We start from the raw sequence: 15,103 nt of genomic DNA on the forward strand, positions 1-15,103 counted from the left end.
CCCGGAGGTTTAATGGAATGAATTTTCCCCGGCTGGCGGCTTGTTCATACAATGTTGCCGCCTTCTCCGGTGATGGATGGTTAATTAATTGCTGCTCATGGAGCCAGCCCATGAGAAAACAGGCGTAACCATGGAGATTATCCGGTAAGGGCGGTTCGCTGCCCACGGCCTGTTTCAGCAATTGAAAAGCCTCCATCACTTTCTCACGATGCCGGGGCATATTGTAAATGCGGGTTTTGTCATCAGGTTTGGGGTAGGTCATAACGTTGAAAATATGAGCGAATGCCGTCACCAGGTCCTCAGGTTCCGGAAACGGTTTTGGAAGCGGTGTCTGGCCCTTAACCCAGGTAGCAGACGAAGCAGCCTGGCCCTCTTTTTCGTTTCTGACAAAAACTGCCTGAGCGGTTTGAGTGGTCATTGACACGTCTTTAAACCATGCGACATCCGCTCTCTGGGTAACGATACTGGCTGCTTTACTGGCCGGGGTGGAGGTTGGCTGGTTGGCAAATGAATCGTCTGACGCACCCAGATTTATTGCTGTTAACTGATGAGTCATGCGAGCGTAGTCATAAGAAATAGCAATATGTAATGCCCTGTACAGCACTGCGTGTTCATCGCCTGGTTCAGGAAGATAACCGGGTTTCTCACTTAGGTGCCAAAGCAGAAATTCATATCTGGAAAACAGCAAAACCGGGGAATCACAGGCTGAGTAAGGGTAAAAATTATTGATTATTGTGAATTGACGGGCTACGTCAGCCAGCCGTTGCGCTACGGCAAAGGGAGATGCCAAAGGTTCAGTGTTGGGATACAGGCCACTGTCAATGAGTAGTTTGAACCATTGATCCGACAGCCGTTCCTGCTGGCCAGAACGAAATTGTTTTATTTTCTCTACATCACTGGCCCGGCTGATTGCGCTGTTGTTTAAAGCGTACTGTATCAACCAGGATCTTAACTGGTTCCGGGTTTGCCCGGCATCCAGTATGCTGGCAGCCAGCCACTGCTCATAAGCCTTCTTGCGTTTGCTGCTGGCCTTTTCCAGCAGTAATAATGAGGTATCAGCCGGTGCCTTTTTCAGGTGCTGCTCATGCATCTTCAGCAACCTTTCCGACTCAATCAGGTGGCATGCGCCCAGTGCCAGCAGTGCCCTGGGATTAAGGCTGGCGGGCGCATCCGTCGGACCGGCTTTAACAATCCTGCGCTCGTTTTCAATCAGGGTACCTCCCACCTTTTGCTTCGGATATTGTTGGTGCACTTTCCAGCAGATACAGGCGTATGGTGGTGTTATATCCTCTATCGGACAGCATTCACCCCAGAACCACCGGTTAAACCTTCTTATTCCGGGTTTATCATCAAGCGCTGGCGAGAAGTTGCTGTTAACAGCAACGTCCAGCAGTGTTTTGGCCTGTTCATTAAACGACCAGTGTTGGTTTGCTATGCACATTGACCGGACGACATCATGATCAACACTGACTTTCCTGCCCGCAAAAAAATGCGCTTCGGCAGCCGCGCTTACCGTATCGCTCCGGGCGATAAGTATCCTGTCCATGAGTTGGTTATAACTCAGTCTCTGCACAGTTCGGTCCCGTACAAAACAGCCTGGAGTATAAAAAGCTGCTCATCTGAAAATAAGAAAGCTATCTGGATTAACAATCATGTAGACAGGATAAAGAAAGGATCGTTCGATGAATAAAGAAAAACGCCTCCGCAAGGGAGGCGTGTTGCTATGTTATGGGGTCATTGGCAAGCTTATGGCAACGGTAGTACTGGAATCCCCTGGATCAATGTATAGACTTCAGCGAACCGGGCTGTATCGGTGATACGCTCAACCTTGAGCTTATAGCCCGGCATGACCAGACCGTCCTCTACAGGTTCGCCGTTGGTACCAATAACCGAGAGTTCAAACCGGCCACTTGGTGTGTCCAATGACTCTTTTAAATCACTAACATCAGTACTAATACTGCGAAGGGTGATTTTTTTCCTGGCATAGTTAATGTCCACCTGATTACTGTTACTGGCAATCATTCCACCATGGACTGTTATTTCATCGAAAAATGCCAGTTCGACGGTGTGCCCCATACTGGGATGGGTAATCTTCTTACTGGATTCGGAAATAGTAATCCGGACATATTTTGCCTCCACGGGCTTTTTGTCCTTGTGTACCTTGAATGATTGGCTTAGTTTGTTCCAACCCTTTTCCTTTACATGATCTTGATGATCAACGGCCAGAATGTTGGTACCAATCTCAAAATTTATTTTTCCAGGATACCCAATACCCATTAAGCCTTGGCTCAACTCTACCTCATCAACATAAAAGCTATGTTGCAAATCAATTTCGGCAAAGGTGTTGCCATCCATGGTAAAACCAACCCAGGGAGTCCGCTTCTTGCCATCCACCAGATTAAGGGTGTCTTCCCATGCCGACATATTGTCAGGATAAAACCCTTTCACGGCATTGTCGCTCACAGGTCGGCCATAAGAGAGACTTTCTGCCTGTTCCTGCTTATAGACACGGGAATCGCCGGATTCTGCGGTAACGTTGATTTCATCGGATGGCTCAATAACCAGGTTGTCATCGCCGCCCTTGCCGACAATCTCCATGGTCGCACCGGGCGGTAACAGAACCAGCTCTTTCAAAGCACCGAGCGTCAGGTCCACAGGCATCTGGGTCAGTACACCGGCGTCCTCACCGCTGGACATGACACTGATAAACGAGGATGTCAGCTCATTTGATTCATTCTCTACCCGATTAATTTCAAATGTGTCAAAAACCGCAGTACCATTATCGTTCCCTTCCACCCTGATTGTGTGTGTACCAACAGTCAGCTCAGGCAGATTTTTCCATTCAAAAACCACACGCCTGGCATTATCTTCCTTATTCAGGGTACTGATCTCCTGACCGTTGATGGACAGGGTCAGGGCATCCAGATTGGAGTAAGCCTTAATGTTGGACAGGCTGGTTTCCTTCTGTTTTTTAGAGGCAATGTATACCATCGGGGTTTCTGACCAGGCCGCCTGATAGAGATAGAAGGCATCCTTTTTGGTTTTCCGGTCGATGGTTACCAGACCTTTGTCGTTACGACCCTTGGTATCACCTTCGTCACGGCGGTGCGCGGTAAAGTCATACATGTTCCAGATATGGCTCCCCCAAAGGAAAGGACGATCCTCAATCTGTTGCAGGTAGGACTCGTGATAGAGCTGGCTGAACTGTTCAGTGTGGTCATTGGCTTTGGGCGTATCGGTATGCCAATCCGGGCTGACACCGGCACCGTACTCACTGACGCCAACGATATGGCCGGGATTATCTTCCCTGAACTGATCGATGAACTTGCCAAAATCCTCGGTTGTACCAACATACCAGCCGTCATAGCGGTTATAAGCGTTGACCTCTACCGCATCGTGCAGCGGTGAAATGGTAGGATCAATGAATACCGCTGCCTGAGTGGTTTTCCGATAGGCATCGCCATCAAGGCTCTTGGTATGATCAGACAGCCTTTTGATTAATGCGGCAGTATTTTCTGGAGTTTCCGGGTTTTTCATACTGATCTCGTTGGTCATCCCCCAGAGACCGACGGAAGGGTTGTTATAGGCCTGTTTAACCATTTCTGTGATTTGCTGCTCGGCACTCAATGCATAGCTTTCGTCCATAGAGGCAGCGTTGATCATCGGGATTTCCACCCAGTTAACAAAGCCCAGCTGGTCGGAGTAGTCCTGCATATCCAGGTTATGAGGGTAGTGGGAGAAACGCACGGTGTTGGCCCCCATCTCTTTGATCAGGTCCATGCTCTCCTTGCGCTGCTCATAGGTGGTGGCCCAGCCCACATCGATATAATCCTGATGCAGCGCCACACCTCGCAATGGGTAAGACTCGCCATTAAGGATGAAGCCCCGTTCAGGGTCAAATTCAAAGCTGCGCAGACCCAGTGGCTGTTTTACTTCGTCCACTACGACCCCACCTTCAATCAGCTGCGTGTAGGTTTGGTAGAGGTAGGGATTTTTGGTGCCGTTCCACAGCGTCGGAGAATCCATCACCACATCCTTGGTCATGGTATTCTTTTCTCCTGCAGCGAGTTCGGCGTTCATCCGCACTGTTTTTACAGTGTTACCCATGGGGTCTTGAATAGTGACCAGGACTTCACCGGCAAAGTCTTCTGTGGATTTGTTGGACAGGTGAACGGCAATGGTCAGGTCAGCAGAGGCACTGGAAACGTTCTTCTGGCTGATATAAACACCCGGGCCACCAAAATCCTCAGCGTCGATGGAGACGTTATTGAGTTTCAGCAGATGCACATCACGGTAAATGCCGCCCCACCAGGTAAAGTCAGCCCCGGCATCCAGTGGCAAAAATGTGTCCCGGCCAAAATTGTTATCTTCCCCCACATTCATGGAGCTCAGACGGTTATCAACCTGTACGGTTAATTGGTTATTACCGGCCTGCAAATAGTCAGTGACGTCAAAACGGAAGGTGGAGAAACCACCATTATGCTCTCCCACTTCCTTCCCGTTAACATAGACTGTGGAGATCAGTGCAGCCCCTTCAAATTCGAGATAGTAACGCTGGTCCGGGACCAGTTGGTCTATGACCAGATTTTTGCGATAGGAGGATTGCCCATAAAAATAACTACCCCCGCCCTGGCCATTATCAATATCCCAGACATGAGGAATGTTGACCTGCTCCCAGCTACTGTCATCATAACCGCTGATGACAGACTCCGGGGAAATGTAGTCCATCCGGAATTGCCAGTCATTATTGAGCAGGTCACTCTCCCTGGGTTGGGAGGTAAACCCGGGCTCGGGATTGATTACTGGAGGGGAAGTATCGTCGTTATCGTCGTTGTTACACCCGGCTATCAGGGCCAGCGACAGAGCCGGGATCAACAAATGATGCTTCTTCACTCAATTATTCCTTTATTGTTTCCGGAATGAGATGTTGAAGGCGCATCATGGGGCATTTGGCCTGACATCATACTGACTTATGTCAAGCATTGTGTCAGACCAATTCAAAAGATAACACACAAGTTCAGAGAGTGATCAATAACTTACCGTATCGACTAAATAGTTGATCTTGAATATCAGGTGCTGGTCAACCCAATTGAAGCCCGAATGACGGTGTGTGACTTTTTATCTCACGGCTTTTTATAATGTAGCCTGAAGGGTCGGTATTTTTTGTCCGTGTCAGAGTGGATTAACTTTGCAACAATGGTGCTGCCTGTCGTGAACAGATTGCACTTTCTCCACCAATAATAATGTTATGGAGCAACAGTAATGAAGTATTTGATTACCTGTGGTATCTCGGTTTTGTTAGCCTGGACTACTCTGGCTCTGGCCGAAGAGAAAAGCGAGCACTTCGAATGGCAACTGGTAAAAGACGACAGTGATTCAGGCATTAAAGTTTTTACCCGAAACGTTGCCGGTTCAGAGCTGCGGGAGTTTCGTGGTGAAATGACCATTTCATCCACACTGACAGCGCCGGTAGCGTTAATCGAAGATGTTGCCGTCGCAACAGAGTGGATGCATAACTGCGGTGGCATCGATGCTATCGAATACCACCAGGACCGGGGTGAAGCCATTACTTATATGATCACCAAAGCCCCCTGGCCAGTATCGGATCGTGACACCGTTGTACACTCCCGTACCCGTCAGGATGCAACCAGCAAAGTTGTTCGTGTTGACCTGACGGCCAAAAATGATCAAATGCCTGCAAATAACGATTATGTACGTATTACCAGAATGAATGGCTTCTGGTTGTTTACGCCAGCAGCAGACGGCCAGATTGATGTTGTTTATCAGGTGCATGCAGAGCCGGGCGGCGCTCTCCCTGCCTGGTTATCCAACAGTATTGTGGTTGATACACCGTATCACACACTGAAAAACATGCAGATAATTATTCAGGCCCGGCGTTACCAGAAAGCGCAACGTAACTATATTCAAAACGACGTATAACGTCCTTTGCCGCTGTGACAGCAACAGCGCATAAGTCATTGCCATGTCACAGACGGTTTATCTGGCTGGTAAACAAGGAGCTCACCCGTCGTGATTAATGGCTTTAAGCAGTTGGCGAAATGGCATCGTAAATTTCATTTGGTTACCGAGGGAACTATTGGCGGATTAAACAGACTAAACGACAGCATAAGCTCTTTGTCTGTGCAGAGTGATTAAGTTATTCAGCTCATCTGAACAACAACATCTACGTCTCAACAAAAAGGTCTTTTTATGCTTGATCCAACAGGAAATAATGACACTGTTTATACCACACCATTGACCGGTCCTACCTCTTACAATACCGCTCCTCCCTCTTACAATGCTGTCATGGCAGAAATGGCACAGGAAAGTGCAACATTTAATCAGTCATTAACAACCGTTAACCAGAAAGTTGATGCTCTTATTTTAACGGCAGCTGCGGAGAACAACTGTCAGGCACACCAGATTGTCAGGCCACTGATTGATCATCTTATAGAGCGTTTTCAACTGACTGTACCGCAACTTCAGCAGGTCAGTACCGCTGCACGAAACCCCAATGAACCCGATAATTGGAACTGGGACCAATGGCAAAAGAAACATTATGTACCCTCCTGGTCGGGGAAAGACTGCTTCAGCCCAAAATCAAAGGAGAAAGTAAATAGGGTTATACTTGCACTTCACGATCAAATAAGCTCCGATGGTTCATTTAAAACCTGTCAAAATCTACCTTATGTAAAGGAACAATTTGGTCTTGCCTTAGCTCAGGAGAGCAAGGATTTTCTGGATCTTTCACAGCTATTTAGCCAAACTTTAAAACCACTGACACCATTTATTCGCCAATGCATTGCGGCAGGTTTGTTCACAAAAAACTTTATTAATAAATTGTATGCGATGTGAAGGCCCTGGTCTCAGGTCTGGAATAACCTCAATACCTCCTTCTCCGGTCGTCAATATACTGCCCGGAGAAATCAGGAAACACTGACTGCCGCTATGGCCATGATGAATTAGCCCTGCTCCCTTCCTGACCACACCTTATTTTTAGAATCTCGAGCAGGCTGCTACACTTGCCTGAAATTGCAAGGCTGTTAATACAATGCAGAAAAAAATTCCTGCCAATTTGATCACCGGCTTCCTGGGCTCCGGTAAAACCACCGCCATTTTGCATTTACTCAGGCAGAAACCCGAAAACGAAACCTGGGCTGTGCTGGTCAATGAGTTTGGCGAAGTCGGTATTGATGGTGCCCTGTTACAAGGCTCTTCGGCACGTAATGATGTATTCGTGCGAGAAGTGCCCGGGGGCTGTATGTGCTGCGTGGCCGGACTCCCCATGCAGATTGGCCTTAATATGCTGATCGCCCGCAGCAAACCGGACCGGCTGCTGATTGAGCCCACCGGGCTGGGCCATCCCCAGGAAATTATTAACACACTGCAAGGAGAGTATTACCGTGAGGTTCTGAGCCTGGAAGCGAGTATCTGCCTTGTGGATCCGCGCAACCTTGAAGATACCCGATACCTTGAGAATGACAATTTTCGGGATCAGATTCATCTGGCCGATGTTCTGGTAGCCAACAAAACTGACTTATCCTGCGAAACTGACCGTAGACGTTTTGAGCAGTATGCAGACCAGCTGCCGGAGCCAAAACCAGAAACGGCCTGGGTAAAGCAAGGTGCATTATCCGTAGAGTTGCTGGACCTTCCTCACCGTGATCGTGTGGCGGTTAACCCCAAAGCACACCATGCACATCAGAAAAGCCCTGATCAGCTGCAGACCACCGAAGCCATGGGCCTCAAGCTACCTGAAGGCCAGCTTTTCCTCCGTAAGGAGAACACAGGCCAGCATCATTTCAGCTGTGGCTGGCTGTTTTCTGAAAGCGCTTCGTTTTCATTTGACCGGCTGTTCTCACTGATTCATGCGCAAACTGCCCAGCGATTAAAAGCAGTGGCAAAAACAGACCAGGGGGTGAAAGGTTTTAATATGCAGGATGGCATTGTCAGTGTGATAGAGATTGAAGAAACGTCAGATAGCCGCCTGGAAATCATCAGCAGCGCACCTATGGACTGGGATGACTTTGAAACCAGGCTACAGGAAACCATTATCTGAAAACTTCATTCATGCATCGGGACTCCAACCAGGAAAAAGGAATATCCCGATAAAGCTGGTTACCGCCGACCACTTCTGCAAGAAAAGCTTTTCCCTCTCCTGCCTGCCAGAAAATGACTCTTTATCTTATGTCCAACATTTATTAGACCCAGAGTGTGAACTTTCCTACCCAACATCTTGTCCAATCAAGTAAGATCAAGTTTCATCAACATTTAATGATTTAATCACCCTGTTATTTAATCTCTTGTAATATGTTACTAGACAAAATTAAATCAACAACATATTTATTTCAGAATGATAATAAATTTTCAGGATAGCTGTAATGAATTTTGATAAAATCAACCTCCCTCCTGATTCGTGTAATCGTTTCAGAGCACATTCTCAAGACACTGAAAGCGGGCAAGTCGATTTTGGCCCTTTTCGTGTAGATATATCCCCAACCCGGGCTGTCACTCATTTCTCTCAAGTAGATGGAGCTTCAACTGAAGCTGATAAGAATGATTACACCTCCAGATTTGAAAACGTTGGTACTGTTTCATCTAATGAGGCTGCCAGCCCCCCGAAGGTTACCCCTGCATTGATTGCAAACACTGGCAAAGTTTTTGAACAAAACGAAAAATTCCCTGTTGAGTTTATTAATGAAATTATCGAACTATTAGAAAACAACCATACTTTTGCAGAATTATCCGAATTGAAAAAAGATAAAAATGCACTGATGTTATTACTGAAGCCCCAAGAGGCAAAGGACGAGGACAATATAAGCTGCAATGAATACGTGGATTTAAAAAATATTGATATTAAGGGTATCCCGTTACCAAATATTATGAAAGAGCATAATATGAAGGAGCATAAACTGAAGCCAGGCACTACGCCAGAGGTAGAAACAGTTTACTCATATTGTGATAGTGACTGGTATATTCATGACTATGATGATACGCGGATTGCCTTTGGAATTCTGAAAAGCGGTGACCCATTCCAGTTCAAATATTTTTTCAATGTCAGTAGTCAGAGTTTCGATTTAGATAGCCCTGACCTCATTATTGCACCTGACTGGAACATTCTGATTGATAATTTAGCAGATGACGATCTGAAAATATTTGTAACAAATATGAGTAAATCCAATTCCGCCTTGTTACACGATTGGCTTAAAATCCACCCATCAGTCAGCCTTACTGATACACGTGAAAAATTAAAAATTGTTTTAAATCCCGATTTATTGGATAAGTTTTGTCAACAGGTGATCAATAATTGAGTCACCTGCTCAAAACGGGCTGTTTCACACCCTAAGTAGTTGGCCAAATGGAATCGTATATTTCTGGCTAAGTGGACAGTTACTATGCAAGGCGCAACGTAGGAAGCATAGCAGTAGCTATGTGACCGGAGTTGCAACGCCGCAGAGTGACTGTCCACTTAGTCAGAAAAATATGATTTCATTTGGTTAACTACTTATTCACAGGCCAGCTATTAATGGGGGGGCGGTCGGTATCGGACAGCACAACCCTGCCCCTGGATGTCAGTTTCTTTGCCAGGGAATTTCCCATCGTGGATTTTCCTGCTCAATGCGTCCCTTCAATCACAACCAGTGGCATTCTGCTACCTTGTATGCACCACTTCAGAGAGTAAAGCTGATCATGAACTACACTCAGCTATTTATCTTCCTACTGGCAGCCGGTATGGTTAGTAATTGCAAAGCATCCAATTCAGTGTCCGACCATGATAACGGGATATCAATAGCAATGGACGAGATTAACTGGCAGTCTCATTGGCAGAACAATAACATTGGCTTCCATCTTGATCAGGCCAACCCTATGCTGGTTAAACACTGGCCCAAAATACGCGCAGTACCAAAGGATATGGTGTTCGTTCCGCTGTGTGGCAAAAGCCTTGATATGGTTGAGCTCCATAAGCAGGGACACTTTGTTATTGGCTCCGAATTGAGCGAGATTGCTGTGGATGCTTTTTTTTCCGAGCAAAACCTCAATTACACAAGGCAGACCGCTGGTGAACATGAGTACTGGTCCAGCGAACGGTTAGCCCTGATTCAGGGGGATTTTTTCACCCTGACAGAAGAGAGTGTTCCGGCCAGATTTGTTTATGACCGGGCAGCCCTGGTTGCACTCCCTCCCGGCAAGCAGGAAGCTTATATAGAACAACTTCTGCGTATCGCACCGGATATTGAGCAAATCCTGCTGATCACGGTCGAATATGATGATATTGCCGCAGCAGCGCCACCATTCAGTATCCCACCCAATCGGGTAAAAGCACTCTACGGTGACTACTTCGAGATCGATCTGATTGAGACACGGGACACCAAACCTTCACCTCGAAAACAGGCCCAGGGTTTGCAGGTAATTACAGAGCATGTTTTCAAACTTGACCGGAAGTAGTTTCTAACCACTTAATTACCGGAACCAGCAATGCCAATCCCATCTCCTGCCTGATATCACCAGGCGGGTTCTATATGTCGTCTAAACTCTACTTTTTTATCTGCCATCCGCACTTCTTTTGTGATTGATTGAGCTGTCTCAGGGAGGAACTTTTTAGAGAATGGACAGTCTCAAGCGGTAATTCAGTATTTCTATAATTCAATGAACACATCTAACGTAGGCTCAAACTTCGGTTATGCTTATCCGTGTTTTCAGGATTTGTCAGAAACACCTTTAGCAAACCCTTATGCTACCAGCACACATCGAGGTATGGCTGGCAATTATGTACAGATAGTTAATTCACCCCATGCCAGATACATAAATAATTACGTAACCAATCAGGGCATGCCGACTTCTACCAGACGCTCCCTTAATGATTTTTGCATTTCTTATTCACTATCCACTGAAAACAAACCATCGTTTCCCGGATTCTATGTACAGGCAGACCTTGATGCCATTGTCCCTTGTGACGTAACCAGGAAAGCCGCTGATAATTTTACAAAAAAGGATTTAACCCCAAGAAGCTCTCAACAAATAGCTCAGCAATTACCCTCGAAAAATGCATCAGTCAGTTTTTCTCAGTCATCATGGAGTCCAGCGGCTGTAGTCGATCCATGGAATACAGCAACACAACAACAAGCGTGCAAAGAAACTGGCTGGTTGAAAGTAACTGAACCATACGACTCTGGTGAACTTCTGCTTGTTTCGCGCAAAGGTGTATGTACTTTTGAAAGACGCAGGCCAAACCAGACAAAAAGTAAAGCCAAATATGCTACATCCGATAAACGCAGGGAGGCCAATGCCAGAAGTGCAGCCAAACACGCCAAAACCGATAAAGGCAGGGCTAGCAGGGCCAGATACGCCAAAACCGATAAAGGCAAGGCTAGCAGGGCCAAATACGCCAAAACCGATAAAGGCAAGGCTAGCAGGGCCAAATACGCCAAATCCCAAAAAGGCAGAGCCAATAATAACAGATGTGTAGCCAAATACGTCCAAACCGCTAAAGGCAAGAAAATAAAAGCCATATGTAATGCAAGATCAAACGCCTATAGAGCAGCCTTAAAAAAAGGCTTTAGTGAAAAAGTAGCGAGGGAAAAAGGAGAGCTGGCAGCGAATGTAAAAAAGCAGAATTATCATCACTTCCCTCTCTTCCCGGGCCTTCAGCCCCCCCCTGACTGAAGGAATATTATCATCCCTGATGAAGCTCTCCTCACCTTGACTGGTAAGCAATCGACGCTAAAAAACAGCTACCAGACCAGAGAAGTCCGTGGGTCCAGCAGATACATTTACGTTTACGTAAGGGGAAGCTATACTCAAGTCGTGATTAGAAAAAGCGTCTTTAACACGCTGCCAATAATGAGCACAGAACCATGTCCGAGAGCACGTTCACTATTTCAGAACTCGCCAGGGAGTTTGACCTCACTCCCAGGGCGATACGCTTTTATGAGGATCAGGGGCTACTCAGCCCAAAGCGTAATGGTCTGCAGCGCGTATATAGCAAGAAGGACCGCGTTCATCTTAAGCTTATTGTCCGGGGCAAGCGTCTTGGTTTAAGCCTGGCTGAATCCAGAGATTTGATTGCGCTGTATGACCCGACGTCCCGAAATAAAAAGCAACTCCGGGCAATGCTTGATGCCATTGATACGTCCAGTATGCGTCTTGAGCAACAGCTTCAGGATATTCACATAATGCAGGATGAACTTACCAAAGCCAGAAAGCGCTGTGTTAAAGCACTGAAGGAAAGCAAACATTAAACCGTCTCCCCATTAGATAAAACTCCCACAGCAATAACAATAAAAAGTGAGGAAGCCCCGATGAGCCAATACTCAGAGCTGAATTTCAACCTTGGAGAAACCAACGACATGCTCAGGGAGCAGGTCAGGCAGTTTGCGGCAAAAGAGATTGCGCCAAGGGCCATGGAGATCGACCAGACCAACCAGTTCCCCATGGATCTCTGGCAGAAAATGGGGGATATGGGCTTGCTGGGTATCACCGCATCTGAACCGTATGGCGGCTCAGCCATGGGGTATCTTGCCCATGTTATCGCCATGGAAGAGATCAGCAGGGCTTCTGCTGCCGTTGGGCTCAGCTATGGTGCCCACTCCAACCTCTGTGTCAACCAGATTTTCCGGATGGGTAGCGATGCGCAAAAAGAACAATATCTGCCTGATTTGATTAGTGGCCAGGCCGTCGGAGCGCTGGCCATGAGTGAACCGGAAGCCGGTTCCGATGTGGTCAGTATGAAGCTTAAGGCCGAAAAGAAAGGCGACCGCTTTATCCTGAACGGTAACAAAATGTGGATCACTAATGGTCCTGATGCCTCCACCTACGTGATCTATGCCAAGACAGAACCGGAAAAGAGATCCCGTGGCATCACCGCCTTTATTGTCGAAAGGGACTTCCCGGGATTCTCCAGGGCCCCGAAACTGGACAAACTGGGCATGCGGGGTTCAAACACCTGCGAACTGGTCTTTGAGGACTGCGAAGTGCCAGCACAGAACATTCTGGGCAACCTCAATGGCGGTGTTGAAGTGCTGATGAGCGGACTGGACTACGAGCGGGTGGTTCTTTCAGGAGGCCCCACCGGCATCATGCAGGCCTGCCTGGATGTGGTTCTGCCTTACATTCATGACCGTAAACAGTTTGGCCAGTCCATCGGTGAATTTCAGCTGATTCAGGGCAAGGTTGCCGATATGTACACACAGATGAATGCCTGCAAAGCATACCTCTATGCTGCCGCTGCCGCCTGTGACCGTGGCGAAACAACCCGCAAGGATGCGGCTGGCGTTATTCTCTACTGTGCCGAAAGAGCCACCGCACTGGCACTGGAGGCCATCCAGATACTCGGTGGCAATGGCTATATCAATGACTACCCCACCGGACGCCTTTTGAGGGATGCAAAACTGTATGAGATCGGTGCCGGCACATCAGAAATCCGTCGTATGCTGATCGGCCGGGAGCTGTTTCAGGAAACGGGACATTAAAACGGAGGAGGGATTGTCATGGTGGCACTTACCACAACAATAGCCATAGACAGCGCAGAATTTAATGACAACCGTCGTCAAATGCAGGCACTGGTTGATGAACTGCAGCAGAAGTCGGATCACCTGAAACAGGGAGGTTCTGCAAAAGCCCGGGAAAAACACATCAGCCAAGGCAAACTGCTGCCAAGGGATAGAATCGCCCTGTTGCTGGACCCTGGCTCCCCTTTTATGGAAGTAGGACTTTTTGCGGCCGACAAGGTCTACAACGAAGCAGTACCCTGTGCCGGCGTGGTGGCCGGTACTGGCCAGGTTTCAGGCCGTGAGTGCATGATTGTCGCTAACGATGCCACCGTCAAAGGCGGCAGCTACTTTCCACTCACCGTTAAAAAGCATTTAAGAGCCCAGGCCATCGCCGAGCAGAATCACCTGCCCTGTATCTATCTGGTGGATTCCGGTGGTGCCAACCTGCCCAGACAGGATGAAGTGTTCCCTGACCGGGAACACTTTGGCCGGATTTTCTTTAATCAGGCCAATATGTCGGCCAGGGGGATTCCACAGATTGCCGCGGTGATGGGTTCCTGCACCGCCGGCGGCGCTTATGTTCCTGCCATGGCAGATGAAAGCATTATTGTCCGCGGTCAGGGCACCATTTTCCTTGCTGGCCCTCCCCTGGTGAAAGCTGCCACCGGCGAAGAGATTAGCGCTGAAGCGCTGGGTGGTGCAGACGTTCATTGTCGTCAATCCGGCGTGGCCGACCATTACGCCAATGATGATGCCCATGCCATCCGCCTGGTTCGACAATCGGTATCCCGCCTGAATCTGGTAAAGAAAAGTTATTACCACCTCCAGCCGAGTATCGAACCACTGTATGACATCAAAGAGCTCTACGGGGTTGTCCCTTCGGACCTGAGACAACCCTATGACGTCAGGGAAGTCATCGCCCGTATTGTTGATGGCTCCGATTTTGATGAGTTCAAGGCGCTGTTCGGGGAAACGCTGGTGTGTGGCTTTGCCCGAATCCATGGGCATCCGGTGGGGATTGTTGCCAACAACGGCATACTCTTTTCCGAATCCGCCCAGAAAGGTGCGCACTTTATCGAACTGTGCTGTCAGCGCAAAATGCCACTGGTATTTCTCCAGAATACCACCGGTTATATGGTGGGATCCCAGGCGGAGTCCGGGGGTATTGCCCGCCATGGCGCGAAAATGGTCAACGCTGTTGCCTGTGCCAGAGTCCCAAAGTTTACGGTGATTATCGGCGGCAGCTTTGGTGCGGGAAATTATGGCATGTGTGGCAGAGCCTACGACCCCCGATTTCTCTGGAGCTGGCCCAATGCCCGTATTTCGGTGATGGGCGCAGAACAGGCCGCCAATGTCCTGGTCCAGGTCAAACGTGATGCCATGGAGAAACAGGGTCAGGCATTAAGTGAAGAGGAAGCCCGGGCCATCTGTCAGCCCATTCTTGAGAACTACAATCACCAGGGCAACCCATACTACGCCAGTGCACGACTCTGGGATGACGGGGTGATTGATCCGGTGGATACCCGTACCGTCCTTGGGCTGGGCCTTTCTGCGGCAATGAATGCCCCCATTGAAGACACCCGCTTTGGCATATTCAGGATGTAAGGTGCGCA

The 15,103-nt window shown here is 48.1% G+C and carries 11 protein-coding genes; 9 read left to right on the plus strand and 2 right to left on the minus strand.

Going from position 1 to position 15,103, the window contains the following annotated elements:
• Nucleotides 1–1,546 (minus strand): SEL1-like repeat protein (locus J7438_RS11365; RefSeq protein ID WP_209276632.1); only part of this gene is annotated, 1,546 nt, incomplete at its 3' end.
• A gap of 200 nt (nt 1,547–1,746) precedes the next feature.
• Nucleotides 1,747–4,893, minus strand: coding sequence for a glycoside hydrolase family 2 protein (locus tag J7438_RS11370; protein WP_209276633.1), 3,147 nt, complete (start codon nt 4,891–4,893; stop codon nt 1,747–1,749).
• Between the two features lie 369 nt (nt 4,894–5,262).
• On the opposite strand from J7438_RS11370, the gene J7438_RS11375 reads away from it, so the two are divergent.
• The 9 genes from J7438_RS11375 to J7438_RS11415 all read left to right on the plus strand — a co-directional run bounded on the left by J7438_RS11375 (nt 5,263) and on the right by J7438_RS11415 (nt 15,095).
• Complete coding sequence (locus J7438_RS11375) at nt 5,263–5,940, plus strand: START domain-containing protein (protein ID WP_209200556.1); 678 nt, start codon at nt 5,263–5,265, stop codon at nt 5,938–5,940.
• A 270-nt stretch (nt 5,941–6,210) separates the two neighbouring features.
• Nucleotides 6,211–6,855, plus strand: a complete 645-nt coding sequence (locus J7438_RS11380; RefSeq protein ID WP_209276634.1) for a hypothetical protein — start codon at nt 6,211–6,213, stop codon at nt 6,853–6,855.
• Nucleotides 6,856–7,051: 196 nt separating this feature from the next.
• Entirely contained in the window at nt 7,052–8,059 is a 1,008-nt protein-coding gene (locus J7438_RS11385) for a CobW family GTP-binding protein (protein ID WP_209276635.1), read from the plus strand.
• Nucleotides 8,060–8,381: 322 nt separating this feature from the next.
• A complete protein-coding gene (locus J7438_RS11390) occupies nt 8,382–9,311 on the plus strand; it encodes a hypothetical protein (protein ID WP_209200553.1) in 930 nt (309 codons plus the stop codon).
• Nucleotides 9,312–9,795: 484 nt separating this feature from the next.
• Nucleotides 9,796–10,446, plus strand: coding sequence for a thiopurine S-methyltransferase (locus tag J7438_RS11395; RefSeq protein ID WP_209276636.1), 651 nt, complete (start codon nt 9,796–9,798; stop codon nt 10,444–10,446).
• 699 nt (nt 10,447–11,145) lie between these two features.
• Nucleotides 11,146–11,664, plus strand: a complete 519-nt coding sequence (locus J7438_RS11400; RefSeq protein WP_209276637.1) for a hypothetical protein — start codon at nt 11,146–11,148, stop codon at nt 11,662–11,664.
• 191 nt (nt 11,665–11,855) lie between these two features.
• A complete protein-coding gene (locus J7438_RS11405; protein WP_209276638.1) occupies nt 11,856–12,239 on the plus strand; it encodes a MerR family transcriptional regulator in 384 nt (127 codons plus the stop codon).
• Nucleotides 12,240–12,299: 60 nt separating this feature from the next.
• Nucleotides 12,300–13,469: an isovaleryl-CoA dehydrogenase gene (locus J7438_RS11410; RefSeq protein WP_209276639.1), complete on the plus strand. Its 1,170-nt coding sequence runs from the start codon at nt 12,300–12,302 to the stop codon at nt 13,467–13,469.
• Between the two features lie 18 nt (nt 13,470–13,487).
• Nucleotides 13,488–15,095, plus strand: a complete 1,608-nt coding sequence (locus tag J7438_RS11415; RefSeq protein ID WP_209276640.1) for a carboxyl transferase domain-containing protein — start codon at nt 13,488–13,490, stop codon at nt 15,093–15,095.
• The last annotated feature ends 8 nt before the right edge of the window (nt 15,096–15,103 follow it).

The organism is Thalassotalea sp. G20_0 (genome assembly GCF_017744175.1).
In the GTDB taxonomy this organism is placed as follows: Bacteria; Pseudomonadota; Gammaproteobacteria; order Pseudomonadales; family Endozoicomonadaceae; genus Endozoicomonas.